Genomic DNA, 23,871 nt, shown 5'->3' on the forward strand with positions numbered 1-23,871 from the left:
ACTGACAAATAGTCAGGTAACCGCTACGAAGACAGGACAATTTTTGCTATAATCACCGCGTGATGACCACGCCCAAAATTATTTAGGGTTTTATCATTCTGCATGTCGTCTTATAGGCAGTAGAGTGGTCGTCATTTCTAACATACTATTCAAAATCCAATCAGAGAGCGTCTTATGGCCCTAATATCCTTACGTCAACTTCTAGATCATGCCGCTGAACACAGCTATGGTGTTCCTGCTTTTAACGTTAATAACTTAGAGCAGATGCGTGCAATCATGATGGCTGCGGATGCTTGTGATTCACCTGTCATCGTTCAAGCCAGTGCAGGCGCACGTAACTATGCAGGGTCGGCATTTTTGCGTCATTTGATCATTGCTGCTATCGAAGAGTGGCCACATATCCCGGTGGTAATGCATCAAGACCACGGTATGTCACCAGCTATCTGCCAACGCTCAATTCAGCTTGGCTTCTCATCAGTCATGATGGATGGCTCGCTTGGTGAAGATGGCAAAACGCCAATGGATTACGATTATAATGCTAGCGTTACTCGCGAAGTTGTCAAAATGGCACATGCTTGTGGTGTCTCTGTAGAGGGCGAGATTGGTTGCCTAGGTAGTCTAGAGACTGGTATGGCTGGTGAAGAAGATGGTTCTGGTGCTGAAGGTGTATTAGATCACGAACAGCTATTGACTAGTGCTGACGAAGCTGAGCAGTTTGTAAAAGACACCAATGTCGATGCGTTAGCGATTGCTATCGGTACCAGCCATGGTGCTTACAAATTCACGCGTCCACCGACAGGCGATATTTTGTCTATTGAGCGTGTAAAAGAGATTCATGCGCGTATTCCTAATACTCACCTTGTCATGCATGGTTCTTCATCAGTGCCACAAGAATGGCTAAAAGTCATCAACGAAAACGGCGGTGATATCGGCGAAACTTATGGTGTGCCTGTTGAGCAGATCGTAGAAGCGATCAAACATGGTGTACGTAAAGTCAATATCGATACTGATTTACGTCTGGCATCAACCGGCGCTATCCGTGAGTTCCTTGCGAAAAATCCAAGTGAATTTGATCCACGTAAATATTTCAAAGCGTCTATGGTCGCGATGTCAGACATCTGTACCAATCGTTTTGAAGCGTTTGGTTCAGCAGGTCAAGCGCACAAGATCCGTCCAACTAGCCTTGAAGGTATGGTTGGTTTTTACCAGTAGTAGACTATACTGGTAAAAGGTACGTTTATACAATGAATGGCAGCTGATTTTTATAATCGCTCATACAAGAGGTCGTAAATAATGATTGGATTGATTACTGGACAGGTGCAGTACTTGATGGCGCCGACGGCTTGTATCATGACAACCTCTGGTGTGGGTTATGATATCGAGCTGCCATTGCCGTCGTTTTGTCAACTACAACTCAATGAGCAGGCAAGTATTTGGACGCACTTTCATGTCCGTGAAGATGCGCAACTGCTTTATGGTTTTATTGACCGCAAAGAACGTGATGTTTTTCGTCAACTGATCAAGATCAATGGCGTTGGGGCAAAAATGGCATTGGCAATGCTCTCTGCAATGTCAGCAGCTGAACTTAAAATGCATGTCGAGCAAGAGTCGGAGACGGCCTTGACTCGTATACCAGGTATCGGCAAAAAAACAGCTCAGCGCTTATTAATTGAGCTAAAAGATAAGCTAAAAACTATCGAAGTTGATAATGGTGCGTTTGAGTTGACGCCTCAAGAAACGACGGTTTCTCATGAAGGCAGTATTATCGCTGAGGTAGAGGGTGCGCTGATCAGTCTAGGGTACAAAGAAAAAGAAGCGCAGCTCGCGATAAAAGCAGCCAAGAGTAAAGGGGACGGTTTCTCTGATACTCAAGGTTTGCTAAAAGCCACACTACAGCAACTGTCTGGCTTTTGAGTTATAACAGCTATCAATATAGTATCATTATGCAGTAAATAAATAAGCGACATTGAATGTCGCTTATTTTCGTTTTGGTACCTGTTTAATGATGTTTTGCATGACTTATGCGCAGCGTTTGGTTATGCTATTTATTACCTAATATTTTTAATATAACGATAAATTCTATGATGCAAGATCGCCTAATTAATCCATTAGAAGGTGCCAGTGATGCACCCGATGCCAACATCCGACCAGCACTATTGGCTGAGTATATTGGTCAGCCAGTGGTACGTGAACAGATGGAAGTGTTTATCGGTGCTGCTCGTGGCCGCAATGAAGCGTTGGACCACACCCTTATATTTGGGCCACCAGGATTGGGCAAGACGACCCTCGCCAACATCATTGCCCGTGAGATGGGGGGCAATCTACGCTCTACCTCAGGACCTGTGCTCGAGCGCCCAGGCGATCTGGCAGCCATGCTGACCAATCTAGAGGAAGGCGATGTACTGTTCATCGATGAGATTCATAGATTGAGCTCGGTCATCGAGGAGATACTATATCCAGCAATGGAAGATTTCCAGCTGGATATTATGATTGGTGAGGGGCCTGCGGCGCGTTCTATTAAGCTTGATTTACCGCCATTCACATTGGTGGCAGCAACGACGAGAGCTGGGCTGTTGACCTCACCATTACGTGATCGTTTTGGTATTGTGCAGCGTCTTGAGTTTTATAATATTGCTGATCTTACAACGATTGTCAGTCGAGCAGCGCGCCTCATGCGTGTGCCGATGAGTGAAGATGGGGCGATTGAGATTGCTCGCCGTGCTCGTGGTACGCCGCGGATTGCCAATCGTTTGCTACGCCGAGTGCGTGATTATGCTGAGGTAAAAGGTGATGGCAGCATCAATGGCGCGATTGCAGGTAGTGCGCTAGATATGTTGGCAGTAGATAGACGCGGTCTTGATCATCTAGACAGACGATATATCGAGATTTTGCATGAGCGTTTTGATGGCGGTCCTGCTGGGGTCGAAGCAGTCGCAGCGGCGATGGCTGAAGATCGTGGTACGCTTGAGGACGTGATTGAGCCTTATCTCATTCAACAAGGGTATGTGCTGCGTACCGCTCGTGGACGGGTGCTGACACAGATGGCGATTGATCAAATGTTATAAGCATAGAAATAGAAAAGCGCCTACTTTTGATTGAAAGTAGGCGCTTTTTTCGGCTGTCGCTTTGACTTCAGTATAGGCTATGATTTTTTTAATAATTTTAAAAAATGGGCAGAGCTTCAGGCCATATTTTTCCTGGGTTTAAAATGTTTTTAGGATCGAGCGCTGACTTGATAGCTTGCATCAGCATTAGGCCGCTGCCATGCTCTTGCTGCATGTATTTTTGTTTGCCTTGTCCAATACCATGCTCCCCTGTACAAGTGCCATCCATCTCAATAGCCCGTGTGGCTAGGCGCCCGATAATACCCTCAGCGGTGGCGACTTCATCAGGATTGCCCGCATCGACTAACAACAAGACATGAAAGTTGCCATCACCAACATGACCGACAATAGGTCCAATCATACCAGCGTCTTCAATATCTTTTGCGGTGGCACTCACGCATTCTGCAAGTCGTGAAATAGGCACGCAAGCGTCAGTGGATAACGCACTGGCCTCAGGTCGTAGCGCAGAGCTGGCATGATATGCATTATGTCTTGCTTGCCAGAGACGTTTGCGCTCAGCTTCATTCGTATCCCAAGAAAAATCACGGCCGCCAAATTCTGCGATAATATCACTGAATAGTTGAGCCTGTTCAGCAACGCCTGCTTCTGTGCCATGAAACTCGACAAATAGTGTCGGCGTCTCAGTAAGATTGAGATTGTCATATTGATTACATGCTTTGATTTGCATCGCGTCTAGTAGCTCAATACGCGCGATAGGTAAGCACATCTGGATAGTCAGCATCACTGCCTGACAGGCATCTTCGATGGTTGAGAAGTGACAAATACCGCTACCGATACATTCGCTGATACCAAACAGTTTGAGCGTGATCTCGGTGACAATCCCTAGTGTTCCCTCCGATCCAATCATTAATCGCGTCAGGTCATAGCCTGCAGCAGATTTTTTAGCTCGCGTACCTGTGCGTACGATATCTCCGCTCGCCGTTACTACTTCAAGCGCGAGTACCACATCTTTCATAGTGCCATAACGCACTGCATTGGTACCTGAGGCGCGAGTGGCGACCATACCACCAAGACTGGCATTCGCACCGGGATCTATCGGAAAAAACAGCCCTGTATCACGTAAGTAGTGATTTAACTGCTCACGCGTCACGCCAGGTTGCACCGTCACAGTCAAATCTTCATTATGAACCTGCAAGATAGCATCCATGGCATGCATATCGATGCATAAACCGCCATAGGGTGCATTCAGCTGACCCTCTAACGATGAGCCAATACCAAAAGCGATCACGGGCATCTCATACTGATGACAAATCTCGACCGCTGCTGCGACTTCTTGCTTATCTTGCACCGTTAGTACGGCATCTGGCGGCTGATTGGCCAGCCACGTCATCGTATGGCCATGCTGCTCGCGCACTGTTGAGTTCACACTCAATTGTTTGCCAAAGCGTTCCTGCAGTGCTGCAATAGCCAAGCTATGGTCTGGTTTGAGAGTGTTGTGAGTCTGTGACAATGCTACTGATGACATGATGGATCCTATAAATAATGCGATTATTCAGCCTTAAATTAACATAATCGATATTTATTTGATATCGCTAATAACAGGCATTTGTTCTATTATAATTACATTAGGATACGCCATACAACGACTAAAACAGCTAACAAATAAAACAAGGGTGCAAACCAGCCCACTTGCGTTGCAATACCAATACTGATACCGAATCCAGCCAGTGCCAACCAATCGCGGCGACGGTCATTGAGCATGTCAGCGCGGATCTGCTGAATTTCACGCAATTGACTGTCCTGACGTGATCCTTGTGAGGCAAGGCTTTGTAGACCTTGATCAAGTAGTTTAGGGATATCGGTGGTAGACAGTAGCATTTCAGGCAGCTGCTGACGTAACTGTTGTAGATTACGCATAGGATCTAACTGCTCCTTAATCCAACTGCTCAGGATGGGCTTGGCAAGCGACCAAATATCCAGATCAGGATACAAGTCGCGACCGAGTCCTTCTACATGAACTAAGGTTTTGAGCAATAGCATCAGTTGAGGCGGGATGCTCATATGATGACGACGCGCAATGTCTAAAATCTGCATTAGTACGCCAGCAAAATCGATATCATTGATTGATTTTTGTAGCATAGGGCCCACGGTGCGCTTCATATCACGCATTAGGGCATGCTTGTCAGCATTTGGTGGTATCCAGCCTGCACGGCTAACGATATCGACGACCGCGGTAAAGTTGTTATTCATGACCGCAAGTAGCATTCGTGCCACGATAAGCTGATCGTCTTTTGATAGGGTGCCCATGATGGCGCAATCAAGCCCGATATAGCGTGGTTCATGCCCCAAATCAACTGCTGCCATACCTTCGTGTAGTGTCTGCACAGGCGGTGTCTCAACGAATACATTACCTGGATGCATATCGGCATGAAAAAAGTTATCACGGAACACTTGCGTAAAGAATATCGTTAGACCTTTTTCGGCAAGCGCTGCACGGTCATAACCCAGCTGATCGAATATCTCAACTTGTGAGATGGGCACCCCTTGGATACGCTCCATGACCATCACGTTTTTGGCAGCATCATACACTTCAGGCACATACATCAATGCTGAACCCAAGAAGTTGTTGCGCATTTGCGTGGTATTGTCAGCCTCAAGCGTCAAATCCAGCTCATTGAGCATGACTTGCCGATAGTCTTCGACGATATCAATGATATGTACGGCGCGCGCAGCTTCTATACGGGCAGATGCCCAACTTGCCAGTTCTCGTAGTAATTCAAAATCAGAAACGATCACAGTACGAATATCAGGACGTACGACTTTTACGACGACTTCACGTCCGTCATGCAATGCTGCCGTATGGACTTGTGCAATAGAGGCTGCCGCCAGTGGCTTAATATCAAATCGGGCAAACAAGGTATCGACAGGCTGACCGAGACCATGTTTCGCGTGCTCAATTTGAGCGACAGCAATATCAGCATCAAAAGGCTTAACTTTGTCCTGCAGTTGTACCAATTGAGCGATAATCTCAGGTGGTACCAGATCGCGGCGTGTTGAGAGCAGCTGGCCTAATTTGAGGAATAGTGTACCCATATCTTCAAGCGCGTATTTAATGGCATTTGGCTGGTGCTTCTTGCCCCATGCTGCCGGATGCGTACGAATTAGGCGCATTAACGGTTGTAGCTGCGGCGCTTCCTCGACAGAAAAATGGGTATCGAGGCGATATGTGGCGGCAATACGCCAAAGCTCAAGTAAACGGGCGCGGTGAGATAGTAGCATGGGATAGGGTACTCTGGACAAAAACGAAAATAGGGTAGGCGCTATGTTTTATAGTAAATATGACCAGCAATACTGATTGCTGATCATGGGTTAAATACGCTACTCATAAAACAAACTACTGATGAAATGAGTTGTTGAGGAAACGTGCTTGCTCTTCTTTGATAGCAGCAAGCTTGGCTTGTTCACGTTCGACATCTGCCCGCAGCTTTAAGAGTTGCTGTTTGAGGTCATTGGCTTCAGCGACTTCGACAGGATCAGGTGTGCTATTACCGGCAACGTCGTTGGCCCAATCACTAACATCGTCAAAAGCACGTTTGGCATTGTGACGCCAGGTACCTTTGAGCTGAGAGATGAGAAGATGTAATTGACTGGCCATCGGTTTACCAATCAGTGGCTCAAGCTGACCTGCTACATCGGGATCAAAGCCTGCCACCAGCTGTTTAAGCTGCATTAGTACTTTGTAATCACCAGCGATTGGTAAGTTACCTTCAGCGCCGCGCATCAGATTGAGCAGCTGCGCAGGATTGTCTACAGTGATGGTACAGTCTGGCCGGCTATGACCAAAACGCGCGCGCTCCATACTGGCTCTTTGGCGTTCGCTCATCTGGCCACTTGGCTCAAACACACTTTCAGTCATGACTGGCTCAAAACGCAAGCGTTCATGAGAGAACAGGACATCTAAGTCAATATCAGGCATGCCCATATTGAGACGCAATACTTTACCCGCAAGTGGTGCCAAACCTGCTTTGGTAATCTCGTCACTTGCAATCGCAATATTAATCAGCTTTTCGGCACCAGCCAATAGTAATACAGTTAGCATAAGGCTCTCGCATCGTTAAGTGAGCGCTTGATTAGCGCATAGAATATTAAGTATTGACGTCAGTTCAATAGGGTATTGCCAGTTGTGCTCTACGCCTTAAAGCCGCGGTGCACAGCAACAATACCAGCAGTCAAGTTGTGATAATCACAGTTTTCAAAGCCAGCTTGTTGCATCATTTGCTTTAAGGTCTGCTGATCAGGGTGCATGCGAATTGATTCCGCCAAGTATTGATAGCTCTCAGAATCATTAGCAATCAGCTTGCCCATGACTGGCAGGGCGGTAAACGAATACAAATCATAGGCTTTTGATAATGGCTCAAACACGGGCTTTGAGAATTCCAGAATCAACAAGCGACCGCCTGGTTTTAGCACGCGGTACATGGCTTTTAGCGCTGCGTCTTTGTCTGTGACGTTACGTAGACCAAAGCTAATGGTCACTAGATCAAAGCTTTCATCATCAAATGGTGCCAATGTTTCAGCGTTCGCCAGTACAAAATCAACATTGTTACAGCCAGCATTGATCAGACGTTCACGGCCCACCTCTAACATAGCAGCGTTGATATCTGACAATACAACATGACCGTTTCTACCGACTTCACGGCTAAATACTTTAGCTAAGTCGCCCGTACCGCCAGCGATATCTAATACATGCTGACCCGCACGAACGCCTGATAGACTAATAGCATAGCGCTTCCATAGACGATGAATACCAAATGACATCAAGTCGTTCATGATATCGTATTTTTTGGCGACAGACGTAAAGACATCAGCCACGCGTGCTTGCTTTTCAGCTTTATTGACGGTCTTGTACCCAAAATGCGTTGGCTCGTCGCCATCAGTATCTGGCGTATGCGGATTGTTGATGTCATCGCGTTGGTTAAATAGTGCTTGCTTGATCGTTTGCGCGGTACTGTTGTTAGCGCTACTACTCTTATTGCTGTTTGGCATAGTCGTTTGCTGGCCTTGCGGCGTTCCAGTTGGTAGATCTTGAACTTTGGTAAAGTCATTGTTGCTGTTATGAGCAGCATTGCTGTTATCTGCGTTAGATGCCGCTGTCTGGGCACGCATTATCTGTGCGCTTATCTGCTGGTTATGAGCGATACTGTCCTCTACCAGTTTGTTTTGCAAGTGACTATTGGTAGGTATGGTATGGTCAAGATGGGCACTGTTATTGTTTGAAGTATCGGTCATCGTGTTTCCCTATCGTTTTTATTAGACTACATACAGCCTAATGTATTATAAGAGCTGATTGAACTCTAAATGATGTATTCTATGATACACCAAACCCTACTGGCTTATCGCTATTATGCACCTCATCGACGATCAGTAGTTCACGCTTACAAAACGGCTCAATAAAGTCGCTGACACTCTTAAGAGGTTTCATCGCCTTAAAGCCTGTATCAATAAAGTCATAAAGCGGTTGATAACCGTGACGATATGCTGTGGTCTTTGCTAAGCCAAACGCCTTTTTTAGCATGAATGAGTTTAAGTGTTTGTCCGTGCGATAGCATACCTCTTTTAGATTGGCAATCTGTACTCGGCGCTCTGCCTCTTCGTCCACAGCACGGTAAGCGGCCAGCATGTTGTCTTCGTTCACAGGCAAGTTTTGATCGAGCAGCCACTGTGCTAAGTGCAAGTCTAGCTCAATGGCCAAAATCGCGGCTTGGATGCCCATGCTACCAGCTTCTAACGCAGATTCTTTGGCAAGACGCTCTAGTTTTTTGGCTTTTGGCAATATACGTGCTAGCTGTTCAGCCAACACCTTGAATTCATCACCCCCATACAACTGGGTCAAAAAATAATCTGCCATTAGCTGGTTTTTTGGCTGCTCAAACAGTGCGCGATGAGTATGACGTATGCGTGCTTGCTGCCATGTTTGTACTTCTTTGAGCTTAATGCTCAGTTGCTCATCCTGATGATGAGGTAGTGCCCAAAAACGGTTCAAGTGCTGTTGTAGATCAGCTAAAGCGGCCATGGCAGTAAATCCTATAGAGGTAAATAATATTTTAAAAAGTAGGTATGTTGATTTGATGTAGTGAGTGTTTGAGCATCTATGTTAACAAGCACTAAAAATTGTGTTCACCTTAAAAGAAAATAAATAAGAATACAAATGCCAAACTGTTACATAGCACTATTATTTACTCGATTGGCGTGGTGCTATGATTAAGTGAGATAAAAATAGCCGAAAAGACAATTCAAAGAACGTTTTGCTAGCAATATCCGCTGTGTGCAGAAGCACTTAGCGGAAATCTTCTTAACGCATAGCTTTTTAATTAACAGCTTCTTCATGACAGGCTTCTTGGTCAAAGGTTTTGATATTATCTGACAATAAAATGACCGAGCAATAATAAAGATCAGCAAAAACATCATTTAATAAAGACAAAGTTACTAAGAATATAGCTACCAAAAATACAGTTACTATAAATAAAAGCGAGTCCAATCATGTCCCAAAAAAATGATACTACTGAACCTGCGGCACTACAAGCGGTGAGTGCACAATTTAGTGAGCAAGTCGTCGAGCAGCGCCTAACGCCCAATCCTTTGAGCCAGTTCTCTATGGATGAGGATGCGCTGAGACTGGCGCTAGTGACAGCGCAATATGCACTAAGAGCCACGCGTCAGCAAACCACCAACAAACCAACAGGACTATTGGTGCTTGTCAATGGGATGGAGCAGGCAGGTAAGGGCACATCAGTTAAGCAGCTCAGACAGTGGGTTGATCCAAGACTACTCAAGGTTGAAGCAACCATTGGTCAGGCATCACTAAGCTATCAGCCTATTTGGCAAGCCCATACGAGTGATATGCCGCGCCATGGTGATGTGATGGTGTATTTCGGTAATTGGTATGCTGACTTGCTATACAACATCATGCGATTGGCAGCATCAGATGATAAAAGTGACCAAGATCAGTCTACGAATGCTCAGTTAATGAATAATAGTATCGACACAGACGCACTACCTATTGCTCAGTGGCAAGACTATCTACAGCAACAATTAGAAGTGTTAAAAGCGTTTGAACAAGACCTTGTGGCCAATCATACCAGAGTATTGAAATGCTGGTTTCATGTTGACGCTGACACGCTGCAAAGTCGCTTGGAAGATGATGAAGCGGATCCGCAGTTTTTGTATCAAATAGACTGGAACAGCAAAAAAGTCATCGAAAAATTTAATGAGGTAGCAGCGACGCTACTCGAACAGCAAGGTGATTGGATTATTATCGATGGCGACGACAAGTCTGTAGCCGCTGATAACTTCTGTCATGAAGTCTTGCATGCCATGCAAGCCTCACTGGTAAGTAGTCGCAAAAGTGCACCCAAGGCTGAAAAATCTCAATCTAAGAAGAAAAAGTCTCAGTCAGATGCTGACAAAAAGCCCTTTAAGCCTGTCAAGATACCTAAGAAATTGACTGACATAGACGACTCAAAAATCAGTAAGTCTGACTACCGCGAAGCACTGGCAGAGAAGCAAGCGCGTCTTGCTGAGCTATTACGTGCGCGCAAAGGTCGCCATATCGTCTTTGCTTTTGAGGGCATGGATGCCGCTGGAAAAGGCGGTGCGATTAAGAGACTAGTGGCAGCGCTCGATCCACGTGAGTATCAAGTTTATAATATTGGCGCACCGATGTTATACGAGACCCAGCATCCTTACTTATGGCGGTTCTGGACCAGATTGCCTGCTGAGCAAACCAATCGTATCAGTCGTATCGCTATTTTTGATCGCACTTGGTATGGGCGCGTATTGGTTGAGCGTATTGAAGGGTTTGCAACCAATGACGAATGGCAGCGCGCGTATGATGAAATCAATCGCTTTGAGTCAGATTTGGCAGCTGCAGGAACGTTGGTTATAAAATACTGGTTGGCTATTGGCAAAAAAGAGCAGCTTGAACGTTTTGAGGATCGCCAAGACACACCGCACAAGCAATTTAAGCTGACTGATGATGACTGGCGCAACCGTGATAAGTGGTCTGATTATGTGCAGTCTGCCGCGGATATGCTGGCACGCACAGACACAAAAACAGCGCCATGGTGTGTTATTGCAACCAATGAAAAACGCCAAGCACGTTTGGATGTGTTAGATCATGCGATTGAGCAGCTATCAGCAGTAGCTGAATAAAAATAACTAATTTTTAATGATTAGGTTTCACTATTAGAGTTTTGATGTTTTGGTTTTCAGAACTTGGCTTCAATGCCTGCGCTTTAATGTCTGGACTTTAATAGTTAGGCCTGTGATGGTCATGATTTGAATAGTGATTTTTGACAATGGTTTATACTGACAGCTCGCTGTTGATAGCGCCTACAAGTTGCCTATTAATAGGCTAATGGAACAAAACATACTCAATTCAATCTGTCATCGAGAAAGAGTGACATCAAACGTACACATTCCCAGTTACAAATCTTGCAATATCATTATGCATTATGTGATTATATTTAATATAATAGGGGCAAAATTGCCTCTGTTATGTCATAAAGTCTCCTAGTAAACGAATATTTTATGATTAGGGCAGAGATTCAACCAATATTACTGCCGTACTAGAGATAAATAAAAACAGTACCACTATCAGAGTTGTAAGCCGCGAGATGCTGTAATCGAATGATTGAGCACTATACCTTGCGGCTTTGTGATATATGGAGTGATGTGTTTTGGTAGGGAGTATTTCTTGTTGACCTACTATTATCGACCTAAATCAGACGTGCAAAAGCAACGATAGATTTAGGATTACGGCAGCAATAGCATGTTAAAAGTTCATTATTTTAAGTTCACTGTTTAGAAAACACATTGCGCACATATCAAGCAGTCGAAATGCAGATTAGCATCATCTGCTTAAATGCTACGCAATGTCCTAATCGCATATAATTTCAATCAGCTTACGCAGGACGTATCAACGTATGGGTATTAGCAACAGTTCTACAGAGCCAACTCAACCAGTCGGCTCTATGAAAGTAAATCTATTTTTTGCCATTCTATTAATTGCGATGACCGTCTACTTTTTGTGGTGGGGTTTAGATTACACCATGCGTCAGCAAACGACGCTGTTCATTGTGGCAACCGCGTTTGGTGTCTTTATGGCATTCAACATCGGTGGTAACGATGTTGCCAACTCCTTCGGTACTTCGGTAGGGGCAGGAACGCTAACCATTCCCCAAGCGTTAGGGGTAGCCGCGATATTTGAGGTTTCTGGTGCAGTATTGGCAGGTGGTGAGGTTACCGATACCATTCGTAAAGGTATCGTTGACTTGGACGGTCTGACAGTCACACCCAACCAGTTTATTTATGTCATGCTCTCAGCATTGATCGCCGCTGCATTTTGGCTGCTATTTGCCACACGCAGGGGGCTACCAGTATCGACGACTCATTCTATTATTGGCGGTGTCATTGGTAGTTCTATCGTTCTAGGATTCGATTTGGGTGGTAGCGCTACTGCACTATCTACCGTAGATTGGGGTACGGTTGGTACCATCGCTATTTCTTGGGTTCTATCACCGCTGCTAGGTGGTGTATTAGCATATATCCTATATGGTCTCATTAAGAAAAATATCATTGCGTATAATGATCAAACAGAAGCCCATATCGGTGAGCTAAAAGCCAATAAAAAGGTACTAAAGCAAAATCATAAAGAGTTTTTGGATGGTTTGACAGAGTCAGAACAGCTGGCTTATACCTCAGCGATGCTACGTGATCAAGAAATCTATAAAGATGATGATTGTGTCGTCACAGACTTAGAAACTGATTACTACAAAGAGCTTTATGAAATCGAAAACGAGCGTAGTAATCTTGATACGCTAAAAGCGCTTAAGCAATGGGTACCTATTATTGCTGCATTGGGCGGCGCAGTCATGACTTCCTTGGTCGTGTTTAAAGGTCTTAAAAACGTTAATAGTAATCTGACCACGCTGCAGGGTTTCTTGATCATGGGTATGATCGCAGCCTTAGTTTGGCTAGCGACCTTTATCTACACCAAGAGTATTCGCGGTAAGCACAAAGAAGATCTGACCAAGGCTACTTTTATTATGTTCAGCTGGATGCAGGTATTTACTGCATCAGCCTTTGCCTTTAGTCATGGTTCAAACGATATCGCTAATGCGGTTGGTCCTTTTGCTGCCATCATGGATGTTATCCGTACCAATGAGATTGCCTCACAAGCAGCAGTACCGCCAGCTGTCATGCTGACTTTTGGTGTTGCGTTGATCGTAGGTCTTTGGTTCATCGGTAAAGAAGTGATTCAAACGGTTGGTACCAATCTAGCAAAAATGCATCCTGCGTCAGGATTCTCAGCAGAGCTTGCTGCTGCTGCGGTTGTTATGGGTGCATCAACCTTAGGTCTACCGGTATCTAGTACGCATACTTTGGTAGGTGCTGTACTTGGTATTGGTATCGTCAATAGAGACACTAATTGGGCGCTAATGAAGCCAATTGGTCTTGCATGGGTAATCACCTTGCCAGTTGCCGCTGGACTATCAGCGATCAGCTATGTTGTTTTGAAAAACATTTTTTAGTATGTGTCTCGTTGCGACATTTAGGTTGCGACTATGCTAAGAACAACAAAAAACGCTTATTAGCCTCATGCTAATAAGCGTTTTTTTGATCCACTCGCTAACGGTGTGTTTAGTCGGTACCAAACTGTTGACGCTTCTTTGCAAAAAACCTATCCAGTCTATCCATCGCGTTTTCTAAGTCGTGCAGATTAGGTAAAAAGACCAAGCGGAAATGATCTGGTTTGTCCCAATTAAATCCTGTTCCTTGCACCATCAATACGTTTTCTTCGACCAGTAAGTCCATCATAAAGTTCATGTCGTCGTCGATAGGGTAGACTTCTGGATCCATTTTTGGAAAACAATAAAATGCGCCTTGGGGCATGGTGCAAGAAATGCCTTTAATTGCGTTAAGACGTGAGACTGCCATTTCGCGCTGCTTATATAGGCGACCTTTTTCCGAGGTTAGCTCTTGCATACTTTGGTGACCACCCATAGCGGTTTGAATAGCGTATTGTCCCTGAACATTAGAACAAAGGCGCATAGAGGCTAACATATCCAAGCCTTCAATAAAGTCAGTAGCGTGCTGCTTGCGACCAGATACCATCATCCAGCCTGAGCGAAACCCTGCAATACGGTGTGATTTTGACAAGCCATTGTATGAGAGCACCAGTACTTCGTCAGTTAAGGTGCTCATAGGGGTGTGCACGTGATCATCATAAAGAATACGATCATAAATCTCATCTGCCATGATGATCAAATTGTACTCTTTGGCAACCTCAATAATCTGTTTTAGTAGCTCATCGCTATACAGGGAACCTGTTGGGTTGTTGGGGTTGATAACCACGATGCCTTTTGTCTTGGTGGTAATTTTAGATTTGATATCTTCAATATCAGGGTGCCAGTTGTCTTCTTCGTTACAGCGATAGTGTACAGCGGTGCCACCAGCGAGGTTAGCAGCCGCTGTCCAAAGCGGATAGTCTGGCATCGGAATCAGTACCTCATCGCCATCATTCATCAGTGCCTGCATAGTCATCACAATCAGCTCAGAGACCCCATTACCTAGATAAACGTCACGCACATCTACCGCTGACAGCAGCCCTTTAGACTGGTAGTACTGCAAGATCGCTTTGCGCGCTGAAAAAATGCCTTGCGAGTCTGAGTAGCCAGTAGCTTCAGATAGGTTCATGGCGACATCACGCAAAATTTCATGAGGCGCTTCTAAACCAAACGGTGCTGGATTGCCAACATTAAGCTTCAATATGCGCTTGCCCTCAGCCTCCATTTTATTGGCAGTCTGTAATAGTGGGCCACGAATGTCGTAGCAGACGTTCTGCAGTTTGTCAGATTTTTTGATGGTATTCATAGCGTGACCGTTTGTCGAATGAGTGTATGTGTGTTTGACAGTATTAGAAGACATAGCAGGTTGAATAGTGTCTGTTTTGGTATTTATTTGATTATGTGACGTCGCATTTATGTCAGTAGCTATTTCAGTAGCTATGTCGGCATCTGTATCTTGCGTAATCTGTTTTGTAGGTACAGTTAATTCATTGTTGTCAGTGCCTTCGCCCTTTAGCTCTCCGCGTAGCAGGTAGCCTTCGCTACACCCCAAAATACGGGCGAGTGTGGGCAGCTTTGATGAGACGATGCCATTGGTGCCACGTTCCCAGTTTGAGATAGCGCCGCGACTGACCTTGGCACCAGCAGCTGTCATGGCTTGTGCCAATTGTTCAGCGGTGAATCCTTTGTCATGTCGTAACTGGACCAACCGTTCTGCTTGCGTGCTTTTATTCTTATCATCAGACATTGTTATTGGAACCTTTATTGATTAGTAAACTTATAACCTGAGATACGTGTTTTTACTTAACACTAATGCAAGATATTATTGCATTCAAAAGTGTTTTGCAAATAGTTTTAAACAAATAATCTTATATGCAAGTTATACTTGCATTAGCTATAAACAACTCTTCAATTAGGAATGTTTGTATATCAATAATAGGCGTTAGACGTATCAAAATTACATCTTTACCCATTATTATGTAGAGGTAATTTGCTATATTTTACTTAATCAATCTCATTAGCAATGCTACTTATCCAATAATATTAGCAGCACTCCCTTTGTTTATACCTTGAATAGTGAGGCAATAACCAACAGATAGGGCACATCGTTTTCATAATTATATGGCGATAAAACAGTTATCGAGATTAGACAATAAATACTCGAATAAGGATAAATTATGCAAGATAATCAATTAAGCAAAGAAGAGATCAGCCAATTGACTGAAGCTGACTGGAAAGAGCGTCTAAGTGCTGATGAATACCACGTGATGCGTGAGAAAGGTACGGAGCGTCCATTCACAGGTGTGTACAACGATGCAACTGATGATGGCGTCTATCGCTGTAAGGGCTGCGGTGCTAGCTTGTTTGATTCGAGCAGAAAGTTTGATGCTAGCTGCGGTTGGCCAAGTTTTGATCAAGGTATCGACAACAGCGCGATTGACGAGCACGTTGACAACTCGCTTGGCATGACTCGCACAGAAGTCACCTGTAGCAACTGCGGTGCCCATTTGGGTCACGTATTCCCAGATGGACCTACTGAGACGACAGGTATGCGCTACTGCATCAACTCAGTATCTATTGATTTAGATAAGTCTGAGAAGTAGGGTTTTATTATTAGCAGTGTGAGAGGGAAGTACAGAGTGCTTCCTTTTCAATATTTTCTACTGTTCATATCATTAAGAAGATAAAGCTTTTGAACCAACACCAAAAATAACCAAACCTCGATTTAAGGATGAATAATGAGTACTATTTATGATTTTACCGCTGAGCGTATGGACGGTAGTTCGCAAGCATTCTCTGATTATAAAGACAACGTATTGCTAATCGTCAATACGGCAAGCAAATGTGGTTTTACGCCGCAGTTCGAAGGGTTGGAATCGTTATATCAACAGTACAAAGATCAAGGGCTGGTAGTTGTCGGCTTTCCTTGTAATCAATTTGGTAGCCAAGACCCAGGCAGTAATGACGAGATTGGCGCGTTTTGCCAAAAGAACTATGGTGTCAGTTTTCCTATGATGGCAAAAACCGATGTCAACGGATCAGATGCTCATCCTATCTACGAATGGCTCAAGGATCAGAAAGGTGGTGTGCTGACCGACGGTATCAAATGGAACTTCACGAAGTTTTTGGTCGATAGTAAAGGACAGGTTATTGACCGCTATGCTCCAACAACTAAGCCAGAAGCAATCAAAAGTGATATTGAGCAGGCACTAGCGAATAAATAAATGGCATCTACCAAAAACTTTGATTTTTTGGAAAAATATAAAATCAACAAAAACATATGCTTGCTAAATATTTGGATAAAAACGTCAAAAATATCTCAAAAAGTAGAAAATAGCGTTTGACAGCCATGTGTAAATCTATATAATACACACCCACAGCAGCAGAGCTTAGTGACAAACTTAGGGCTCAGTTGATGTTGAATAAATTGCATCGCAATTGTTCGAAGGGTGATTAGCTCAGTTGGTAGAGCGTCTGCCTTACACGCAGAATGTCGGCGGTTCGAATCCGTCATCACCCACCACTTCTTAGCAAGTGGGCTCCTTAAATAAGAGCAAGAAGCTAAGACGACCTAAGCAGCGGTAGTTCAGTTGGTTAGAATACCGGCCTGTCACGCCGGGGGTCGCGGGTTCGAGTCCCGTCCGCTGCGCCATATTTAAAACGAATTTAGACTTTCGAGTTTAAGCAAGTTTCGCCTCAAACATTAGGTTGTTTGGGGTTTTTTTGTGCCTGTGTTTTTATCTATGTTTTATGAGTTATAAGTCAGATAAGAAAATATAGTAAGAGTTATAATCTAGAATTATAATTTATATGTAGTTAAGTCATATCAATTAAAGGTCAGCTAGAGCGTGAACCCTTCTTTTACATCAGTCTTGTATTGAATAAAAGAAGGGTCATCATATTTATTTTAGATACAGCGTTTTAAAGGAGCTTTGCTTAAAGTGTATTATCTATAATTTATGACACGTTTGGCTCATTATAGGCTCTAGCTACAGATAGAGGGTTAGTCACGCGTTGCTTGCCATGCGCCCATTGATCCTAGATAGATATCAATATGCTCAAAACCTCGACTAGCAAGCCATCCTGCTGCTATCGTTGCTCGAGCTCCGCTGGCACACATCAAGGTATAGTGGCGACTCTGGTCGAGCTCACGCCAACGCTTGTTCAGATGACCAACATAGATATGCTGTGAGCCTTCAATCGCACTATCGTTTCTCTCGTCGATATCACGTACATCTAGCAAAGTCCAGTTCTGAGCATTGTCCAGACGATTTTTTACTTCAGAGGTGTCAATCATAGGGGTTCGCTGCATCCGCGCGCCTTGGGCAGCAGCAGGAACGACACCCACATAGCCCCCGACAATATTATCAAAAGCAATGCGTACCAGATGCTCCATTGCAGTCGCTAGTTGCTCTTCATCAGAAGCAATCAGTGCCAAGCTTTGTCCTTCCTCAATAAACCACCCAGCAAATGCAGGTAGCATATTGACAGGTAAGCTCATCGATTCAGGCAGGTGTCCGGATGCATAGGCCATTGGCTCACGAATATCGATGAGATGATCGGCACCGCAGTCATGCAGCTGCTTGAGCGAGAGGCTACGAGGACGCATAACAGTAGGAGGTGCTTCACCGCCCTCCATGTTGAGACGCTCCATCAACCTAAAGTAGGGCGGTTGATAATGGTTTTCGTTAGTCTTAAAGTCAATAAATGCCTCACGATCAGTAATCTGCAAACGCGGGTTATTCATTCGTTCATGACCAACAGTAGAAAACTCACGCTCCGCCATACCTGAGCCACATACTGAACCAGCACCGTGAGCGGGATATATAATGGCCTGATCTCCAAGTGCTAGAATGTCTTGTAACGAGTCATAAAGTAGACCTGCCACTTCCCTGCGACGATCAGGATAGAAATCGGTACGGCCCACATCACCGACGAATAGTGCATCGCCTGTAAAGACGCCGACGGCTTTGTCTGGATATGCGGTATCAAACAGTGCATAAGCCAGATGATCATCGGTATGGCCAGGAGTCTCCAGAGCATGGATTTCAAGTTGACCGATGATGAAGCAATCACCATTACGTGCTGTCTGAGCGTAGACAATAGGTTGTTCTGGGTTTGGTCCGTGCAAGACGATAGCCCCTGTCAAGGCTGCTAAAATAGGGGCGCCAGAGACCAAATCCTCATTACGATGCGTCTCAAAAATATGTGTGATTTCAAGCCCTGCTGCACGCGCTTTTTCTACATATATCGCGCAGTCACGACGCGGATCAATCACCGCTGCCTTACCACCAGAGCCTACCAAATAGGATAGGTGAGACAGTCCAGGTGTTTTAATTTTTTCTAATAGCATGGTCTTTTCCTTATTATAATTATGTCAAATGAGATTTTTGCCAGTAGCATCTTACTAGTTACATTGATTTGTCTGATTGAATTCTTACTCACTGAGATTTTCTTAATATCTATCAATATACAATAACATATATTAACTTTATATTTATATAGGTATTCATCCAATAAACAGCGATTTTTTGGATCGATATTTAGCGTCTCATGTATGCTGTTTTCAGGTTTAAAAATTCTATAAATGTAATAAAGTTATTGAACGTTAGTTAGTGAAGTTAAAAACAGACGTCTTATTTAGTAGGTTTTTTACAGTAGCTTGTTGACAGAGATGCTGGCCAATTGATATATCTATGACTCAAATACATGCAAGTAAAGGATAAATTTTGAGTGACCACAAGGCATTAGATGTTGATGTTGGGCAAGAGCATATTGTCATACAGCGACGATATGACGCTTTGGGTGCAGTGAATGATTTACTCATTGCTGTTTGGTTTTTGATTGGTAGCTTTTTCTTTTTGAAAGAATCGTTGACGACGGACGGTACATGGCTATTCATCCTTGGCAGCGCACAACTACTTATCAAACCGCTAATTAAGCTAATTAGCTTGATTCATGTTGGTAGGGTATTTAAACGCGCAAAAAAATAATAAGTTGCCAAGGTAGGTAATACTATATCAAGCCGTAGCATCAAATTATTTCCTATCCAGTCTTACTTCTGAAACTGATAATTGCTAATGCTTGTGGTGCATTACTAAGGTGCGTTGGTTTGATTTATCATGCCATGATGAATAATGCCTGATACCTCTAAGAAATGAAAACCTCGTTCAAAAAACATTGAACTATTTTTAATATGTCTGTATTATTGGACATATGGAAATAACTAATGCTATTGCAAGCTTTGCTGCGCTCTCTCAAGATACTCGATTAAAGGCTTTTAAGCTGCTGGTCAGCCACGAGCCTGAAGGTCTCCCTGCGGGCGAAATAGCCCGTCAGCTTGGTGTGCCGCACAATACGATGTCAGCTCATCTAGCGGTGCTAGCACGAGCAGGCTGGGTAGTCTCTCAACGACACAGTCGGCAAATCATTTATCGAGCATCACTCTCCCATATGGACAGCGTCATTCAATTCTTACTCCAAGACTGCTGTGCAGGGCATCCAGAGCTGTGCGCCTCACTTATGGATAGTTTGAGTGGCTGCCGAATGGATGCGTCTGCCGAACAAAGCCATCATTAAACCTATTATCCATTCAATAACGGCACTCACTTAAACGCCTTTCACTTAAAAGACACACACTTAATAGGTAATATCACTATGAAGCCATTGATTTTTCATAACCCTAATTGCGGTACCTCTCGTAATACCCTCGCTATTATTAAGGCATCAGGCGAAACGCCAGAAGTAGTGGAGTATCTAAAAAATACACCGACGCGCGATCGTTTGGTTGAGCTATTAGCGCAAATGCAAATCTCTCCGAGAGAACTATTAAGAAGCAAAGAAGCTATCAATGATGAGCTAGGGCTAGATAATCCTGAACTCTCTGACGATCACATTATCGATGCGATGATCGCGCATCCTATCTTAATCAACCGTCCTATCGTAGTAACCGAAAAGGGCGCAGCTTTATGTCGTCCTTCAGAGCGAGTTTTTGAGCTGTTAGATAACCCAATAAGCAGCTTTACCAAAGAAGATGGCGAGGTTGTCTCTCATGGTAAACGCTAAGGCTACGCAGCCATCTATGACGACCTCTAATATTGATGACTTGCCCAATATTGATATCGATAATCTACAGCCTATCGATATTAAGTCTCTTATTGCACCAAATGATTCACGTCACCCACCCAAAATACTGGTGTTGTACGGCTCTGTCCGCGCGCGCTCATTCTCTAGATTAGCTGCTGAAGAGTCGAGCCGGTTGCTACGTTGGTATGGTTGTGAAGTGCAGATGTTTGACCCATCTGGTTTGCCGTTGCCTGACGATGTAGATTCGGACCACCCAAAAGTGCAAGAATTGCGGGAGCTGGCACAGTGGTCTGAAGGCATGCTGTGGGTGAGTCCAGAGCGCCATGGCAGTATCACTAGTATCATGAAAGCACAAATCGACTGGATACCATTGTCACTAGGTGGCGTGCGACCCACTCAGGGTAAAACACTAGCGCTGATGCAAGTCAGTGGTGGTAGTCAGAGCTTTAATACGGTCAATCAAATGCGTATTCTCGGACGCTGGATGCGGATGATTACTATCCCTAATCAATCTTCGATCCCTAAAGCGTTCTTAGAGTTCAACGATGACAATCGTATGGATATGTCGCCTTTATACCTGCGTCTGGTTGACGTCTGTGAAGAGCTGGTGAAATTTACTTGGCTCACACGCGGACGCTCAGCATACCTTACCGATCGCTATTCAGAACGCGTTGAAAGTGCTGAGCAAGTATCAAATCGCGTTAATCAAAAATCGATCTAGTCTTTTATAAAAAATCGGCTGAACAAAGTCAGCTTAAGTAAGGTTGCATCATGCTTGCATTTGCTATTTTTGTGGTTACTTTAGTATTGGTTATATGGCAGCCTAAAGGATTGGGTATCGGCTGGAGCGCTATGGGTGGCGCGCTTGTCGCGTTGGTGTTCGGTGTGGTGCAGCTATCAGATGTCGGTATTGTTTGGGATATTGTTTGGGATGCAACCTTTACTTTTGTGGCGCTGATTATCATCTCGCTTATCCTAGATCGGGCAGGGTTTTTTGGCTGGGCGGCACTACATGTGGCAAGGCTAGGTAATGGTCAAGGGCGCTTGCTATTTCCGATGATTGTCGTGCTTGGCGCCTTTATTTCTGCATTTTTTGCCAATGACGGGGCAGCGCTATTACTAACACCCATTGTGATTGCTATCTTGCTGCGTTTGAATTTTTCGCCGCCGTCAGCTTTGGCATTTATCATCGCAACAGGCTTTATCGCTGATACGGCAAGTCTGCCCTTGGTTACGTCAAACTTGGTTAATATCGTCAGTGCCAATTATTTCGATATTGGGTTTGGTCGTTATGCGGCGGTCATGGTACCCGTCAATATCGTGTCTGTATTGGCGACACTACTGGTACTATGGGTTGTTTACGCGCGTCATATCCCTAAGCGCTATCCAGTTGATAACTTAAGTGCTCCAGAGTCTGCTATTACAGATCCATTGGTGTTTCGGGCTGCATTTCCGTTATTGAGCTTGCTGCTTCTTGCCTATTTTGCGACTGAACCGTTAGGGCTGCCGATTTCACTTGTCACTGGTGCGGCCGCCCTTGTTTTGATGGCCATTGCTGGTCGCTTGTGGCAAGGCGGGCGCAGTGCAGTCGTTTCTGTGAGTGAGGTGTTACGTAATGCACCTTGGCAAATCGTGTTATTCTCCATTGGTATGTATTTGGTGGTTTATGGTTTAGGTAATGCAGGTCTCACTGCATATGGCGCACAAATCCTTAATTGGTTGGGAGAGCAGGGCGCAGTCATTGCCACAGTAGGAACTGGGTTTTTATCTGCTATTATCGCGTCTATCATGAATAATATGCCAGCGACTTTGGTCGGCGCGCTAGCGATTGATCAGGCTCAAGTGCCCGCAGCGACGCGAGAGCTGATGATTTATGCCAATGTGATCGGCAATGATTTGGGCCCCAAGTTTACACCGATTGGTAGTCTTGCCACTTTATTATGGTTGCATGTACTGGCAGAAAAAGACTATAAAATCAGCTGGGGACAGTATATAAAAATAGGCTTGTTGATTACGCCTCCTGTGCTACTCGTAACATTGTTAGCTTTGGTTGTTTGGTTGCCTATGCTGTCAAGCTAATCAAAGCATTAGCAAGCCCGCTTTACTAGAACGCCAATTTGATAAATGTATCGATGATCAGCTTTGTTTGGGCATGATAAGGTCTCCATGCAATCCGTGTTTTACCTAAAATGAGGGTATAAAATGACAATGCTTACTGTGAACACCATCCTCAAACCTCGTCAGTATTTGCTAATGCCAATCCGCGGGGCAGCTGTATTGGTTACTGCGCTTCTATTGTCGGCATGCGCACAGTCTGATAATACTGATGAGGTAAGTGTCAATACCAGTAAAGATGCAAACGTTGAAGCGGTAGTAGAGTCTACAGCAGCGACACAAGCAAGCCAGACTGGTATTTTGAAGAATGTATCTGCAACCGTCTACAAAGATGCCAACTGTGGTTGCTGTAAAGAGTGGATAGATCATGCACAGACGCACGGGCTAGTCTCGACAGCCCAGCACCCAGCTGATTTGTCATTGATTAAAGACCGCTATAGCGTTCCTAATGAGATGCGTTCTTGTCACACGGCAGTGACGACCGATGGCTACATCTTTGAAGGTCATGTCCCGGCGAAGTATGTGGCAGAGTTTTTACAGAACCCACCAGAGCAAGCTATTGGGCTCGCTGTACCTGGTATGCCAGTCGGTAGCCCAGGTATGGAGTATCAAGACCAGTTCTCGCCTTATCAAATTATGCAAATGAATAAGGACGGTATAAATCAAGTATATGCAGATATTGAGTCCATCGCTCAGCAGCTATAATTTGCCGATGATATTATTGAGACACAAAAATGTGAGCTAAAAGAAATGCAGACGCTTATCGAAACGTTGGAATAAGTGTAGCGCTAAATTATTCTAAATAATAAGCATAAAAAAACCCCCATCAAACTGATGGGGGTTTTGGCAAATGCCATAATTGAATCTATAGTGACTCAAAAGGTTTACTACTAAAATGTGGCTCTCCAACCTGGGCTCGAACCAGGGACACACGGATTAACAGTCCGTTGCTCTACCAACTGAGCTATTGGAGAATA

At 44.4% G+C, this 23,871-nt stretch carries 20 protein-coding genes and 3 tRNA genes; 15 read left to right on the forward strand and 8 right to left on the reverse strand.

The window, feature by feature from the left end; all coding sequences use genetic code 11:
- Positions 1-174: 174 nt before the first annotated feature.
- From fba to ruvB, 3 genes are all read left to right on the forward strand, one after another.
- Entirely contained in the window at positions 175-1,212 is a 1,038-nt protein-coding gene (fba, locus tag AC5JPO_RS12875) for a class II fructose-bisphosphate aldolase (RefSeq protein ID WP_443526129.1), read from the forward strand.
- A gap of 81 nt (positions 1,213-1,293) precedes the next feature.
- Positions 1,294-1,914: a Holliday junction branch migration protein RuvA gene (ruvA, locus tag AC5JPO_RS12880; RefSeq protein ID WP_319050617.1), complete on the forward strand. Its 621-nt coding sequence runs from the start codon at positions 1,294-1,296 to the stop codon at positions 1,912-1,914.
- 170 nt (positions 1,915-2,084) lie between these two features.
- The gene (gene ruvB / locus AC5JPO_RS12885; protein WP_319050670.1) at positions 2,085-3,065 is read left to right on the forward strand and encodes a Holliday junction branch migration DNA helicase RuvB; all 981 of its coding nucleotides are present in this window, start codon (positions 2,085-2,087) and stop codon (positions 3,063-3,065) included.
- A 97-nt stretch (positions 3,066-3,162) separates the two neighbouring features.
- On the opposite strand, the gene AC5JPO_RS12890 is transcribed toward ruvB, so the two are convergent.
- The 5 genes from AC5JPO_RS12890 to AC5JPO_RS12910 all read right to left on the reverse strand — a co-directional run bounded on the left by AC5JPO_RS12890 (position 3,163) and on the right by AC5JPO_RS12910 (position 9,138).
- Positions 3,163-4,590 carry an FAD-binding oxidoreductase gene (locus AC5JPO_RS12890; RefSeq protein ID WP_443526130.1) on the reverse strand — a complete coding sequence of 476 codons (1,428 nt, stop codon included), beginning with the start codon at positions 4,588-4,590 and terminating at the stop codon, positions 3,163-3,165.
- 95 nt (positions 4,591-4,685) lie between these two features.
- On the reverse strand, positions 4,686-6,344 hold the full coding sequence (locus tag AC5JPO_RS12895) for an ABC1 kinase family protein (protein ID WP_443526132.1): 1,659 nt from the start codon (positions 6,342-6,344) through the stop codon (positions 4,686-4,688).
- 115 nt (positions 6,345-6,459) lie between these two features.
- A complete protein-coding gene (locus AC5JPO_RS12900; protein ID WP_443526134.1) occupies positions 6,460-7,164 on the reverse strand; it encodes a ubiquinone biosynthesis accessory factor UbiJ in 705 nt (234 codons plus the stop codon).
- A gap of 89 nt (positions 7,165-7,253) precedes the next feature.
- Positions 7,254-8,231: a bifunctional demethylmenaquinone methyltransferase/2-methoxy-6-polyprenyl-1,4-benzoquinol methylase UbiE gene (gene ubiE, locus AC5JPO_RS12905; RefSeq protein WP_443526401.1), complete on the reverse strand. Its 978-nt coding sequence runs from the start codon at positions 8,229-8,231 to the stop codon at positions 7,254-7,256.
- A 202-nt stretch (positions 8,232-8,433) separates the two neighbouring features.
- Entirely contained in the window at positions 8,434-9,138 is a 705-nt protein-coding gene (locus AC5JPO_RS12910) for an FFLEELY motif protein (protein WP_443526136.1), read from the reverse strand.
- Between the two features lie 467 nt (positions 9,139-9,605).
- On the opposite strand from AC5JPO_RS12910, the gene AC5JPO_RS12915 reads away from it, so the two are divergent.
- Both AC5JPO_RS12915 and AC5JPO_RS12920 read left to right on the forward strand, forming a co-directional pair.
- A complete protein-coding gene (locus AC5JPO_RS12915; RefSeq protein WP_443526138.1) occupies positions 9,606-11,276 on the forward strand; it encodes an ATPase in 1,671 nt (556 codons plus the stop codon).
- Positions 11,277-12,049: 773 nt separating this feature from the next.
- Positions 12,050-13,657: an inorganic phosphate transporter gene (locus tag AC5JPO_RS12920; protein WP_443526140.1), complete on the forward strand. Its 1,608-nt coding sequence runs from the start codon at positions 12,050-12,052 to the stop codon at positions 13,655-13,657.
- 109 nt (positions 13,658-13,766) lie between these two features.
- Here the strand turns inward: AC5JPO_RS12920 and AC5JPO_RS12925 are convergent, their stop codons facing one another.
- Positions 13,767-15,053 (reverse strand): aminotransferase class I/II-fold pyridoxal phosphate-dependent enzyme, encoded by a 1,287-nt coding sequence (locus tag AC5JPO_RS12925; RefSeq protein WP_443526402.1) that lies wholly within the window; start codon positions 15,051-15,053, stop codon positions 13,767-13,769.
- 817 nt (positions 15,054-15,870) lie between these two features.
- On the opposite strand from AC5JPO_RS12925, the gene msrB reads away from it, so the two are divergent.
- The 4 genes from msrB (at position 15,871) to AC5JPO_RS12945 (ending at position 17,345) form a co-directional block, all read left to right on the forward strand.
- Positions 15,871-16,296 (forward strand): peptide-methionine (R)-S-oxide reductase MsrB, encoded by a 426-nt coding sequence (gene msrB / locus AC5JPO_RS12930; protein WP_443526141.1) that lies wholly within the window; start codon positions 15,871-15,873, stop codon positions 16,294-16,296.
- A gap of 135 nt (positions 16,297-16,431) precedes the next feature.
- Positions 16,432-16,917 carry a glutathione peroxidase gene (locus AC5JPO_RS12935; RefSeq protein ID WP_443526142.1) on the forward strand — a complete coding sequence of 162 codons (486 nt, stop codon included), beginning with the start codon at positions 16,432-16,434 and terminating at the stop codon, positions 16,915-16,917.
- 223 nt (positions 16,918-17,140) lie between these two features.
- Positions 17,141-17,216 (forward strand) — tRNA-Val (locus AC5JPO_RS12940).
- 52 nt (positions 17,217-17,268) lie between these two features.
- A tRNA-Asp gene (locus AC5JPO_RS12945) sits at positions 17,269-17,345 on the forward strand.
- 351 nt (positions 17,346-17,696) lie between these two features.
- Here AC5JPO_RS12945 and AC5JPO_RS12950 read toward each other — a convergent pair.
- A complete protein-coding gene (locus AC5JPO_RS12950) occupies positions 17,697-19,046 on the reverse strand; it encodes an MBL fold metallo-hydrolase (protein WP_319050606.1) in 1,350 nt (449 codons plus the stop codon).
- Between the two features lie 376 nt (positions 19,047-19,422).
- On the opposite strand from AC5JPO_RS12950, the gene AC5JPO_RS12955 reads away from it, so the two are divergent.
- The 6 genes from AC5JPO_RS12955 (at position 19,423) to AC5JPO_RS12980 (ending at position 23,599) form a co-directional block, all read left to right on the forward strand.
- Positions 19,423-19,686 carry a YrhK family protein gene (locus tag AC5JPO_RS12955; RefSeq protein ID WP_319050605.1) on the forward strand — a complete coding sequence of 88 codons (264 nt, stop codon included), beginning with the start codon at positions 19,423-19,425 and terminating at the stop codon, positions 19,684-19,686.
- Positions 19,687-19,909: 223 nt separating this feature from the next.
- Positions 19,910-20,272 (forward strand): ArsR/SmtB family transcription factor, encoded by a 363-nt coding sequence (locus tag AC5JPO_RS12960; protein WP_319050604.1) that lies wholly within the window; start codon positions 19,910-19,912, stop codon positions 20,270-20,272.
- 78 nt (positions 20,273-20,350) lie between these two features.
- Complete coding sequence (gene arsC, locus AC5JPO_RS12965) at positions 20,351-20,758, forward strand: arsenate reductase (glutaredoxin) (protein ID WP_319050603.1); 408 nt, start codon at positions 20,351-20,353, stop codon at positions 20,756-20,758.
- 16 nt (positions 20,759-20,774) lie between these two features.
- Positions 20,775-21,500, forward strand: coding sequence for an arsenical resistance protein ArsH (gene arsH / locus AC5JPO_RS12970; protein ID WP_319050602.1), 726 nt, complete (start codon positions 20,775-20,777; stop codon positions 21,498-21,500).
- A 50-nt stretch (positions 21,501-21,550) separates the two neighbouring features.
- On the forward strand, positions 21,551-22,858 hold the full coding sequence (locus AC5JPO_RS12975; RefSeq protein WP_442967644.1) for an arsenic transporter: 1,308 nt from the start codon (positions 21,551-21,553) through the stop codon (positions 22,856-22,858).
- A 174-nt stretch (positions 22,859-23,032) separates the two neighbouring features.
- On the forward strand, positions 23,033-23,599 hold the full coding sequence (locus AC5JPO_RS12980) for a DUF411 domain-containing protein (protein WP_319050668.1): 567 nt from the start codon (positions 23,033-23,035) through the stop codon (positions 23,597-23,599).
- Between the two features lie 193 nt (positions 23,600-23,792).
- Here AC5JPO_RS12980 and AC5JPO_RS12985 read toward each other — a convergent pair.
- Positions 23,793-23,868 (reverse strand) — tRNA-Asn (locus AC5JPO_RS12985).
- Positions 23,869-23,871: the final 3 nt, after the last annotated feature.

The organism is Psychrobacter sp. H25 (genome assembly GCF_059076335.1).

Coding starts and splice junctions, on each gene's coding strand:
- fba (WP_443526129.1), top strand. CDS start 175: ATGGCCCTAATATCCTTACGTCAACTTCTAGATCATGCCGCTGAACAC.
- ruvA (WP_319050617.1), top strand. CDS start 1,294: ATGATTGGATTGATTACTGGACAGGTGCAGTACTTGATGGCGCCGACG.
- ruvB (WP_319050670.1), top strand. CDS start 2,085: ATGCAAGATCGCCTAATTAATCCATTAGAAGGTGCCAGTGATGCACCC.
- AC5JPO_RS12890 (WP_443526130.1), bottom strand. CDS start 4,590: ATGTCATCAGTAGCATTGTCACAGACTCACAACACTCTCAAACCAGAC.
- AC5JPO_RS12895 (WP_443526132.1), bottom strand. CDS start 6,344: ATGCTACTATCTCACCGCGCCCGTTTACTTGAGCTTTGGCGTATTGCC.
- AC5JPO_RS12900 (WP_443526134.1), bottom strand. CDS start 7,164: ATGCTAACTGTATTACTATTGGCTGGTGCCGAAAAGCTGATTAATATT.
- ubiE (WP_443526401.1), bottom strand. CDS start 8,231: ATGCGTGCCCAGACAGCGGCATCTAACGCAGATAACAGCAATGCTGCT.
- AC5JPO_RS12910 (WP_443526136.1), bottom strand. CDS start 9,138: ATGGCCGCTTTAGCTGATCTACAACAGCACTTGAACCGTTTTTGGGCA.
- AC5JPO_RS12915 (WP_443526138.1), top strand. CDS start 9,606: ATGTCCCAAAAAAATGATACTACTGAACCTGCGGCACTACAAGCGGTG.
- AC5JPO_RS12920 (WP_443526140.1), top strand. CDS start 12,050: ATGGGTATTAGCAACAGTTCTACAGAGCCAACTCAACCAGTCGGCTCT.
- AC5JPO_RS12925 (WP_443526402.1), bottom strand. CDS start 15,053: ATGTCTTCTAATACTGTCAAACACACATACACTCATTCGACAAACGGT.
- msrB (WP_443526141.1), top strand. CDS start 15,871: ATGCAAGATAATCAATTAAGCAAAGAAGAGATCAGCCAATTGACTGAA.
- AC5JPO_RS12935 (WP_443526142.1), top strand. CDS start 16,432: ATGAGTACTATTTATGATTTTACCGCTGAGCGTATGGACGGTAGTTCG.
- AC5JPO_RS12950 (WP_319050606.1), bottom strand. CDS start 19,046: ATGCTATTAGAAAAAATTAAAACACCTGGACTGTCTCACCTATCCTAT.
- AC5JPO_RS12960 (WP_319050604.1), top strand. CDS start 19,910: ATGGAAATAACTAATGCTATTGCAAGCTTTGCTGCGCTCTCTCAAGAT.
- arsC (WP_319050603.1), top strand. CDS start 20,351: ATGAAGCCATTGATTTTTCATAACCCTAATTGCGGTACCTCTCGTAAT.
- arsH (WP_319050602.1), top strand. CDS start 20,775: ATGACGACCTCTAATATTGATGACTTGCCCAATATTGATATCGATAAT.
- AC5JPO_RS12975 (WP_442967644.1), top strand. CDS start 21,551: ATGCTTGCATTTGCTATTTTTGTGGTTACTTTAGTATTGGTTATATGG.
- AC5JPO_RS12980 (WP_319050668.1), top strand. CDS start 23,033: ATGCCAATCCGCGGGGCAGCTGTATTGGTTACTGCGCTTCTATTGTCG.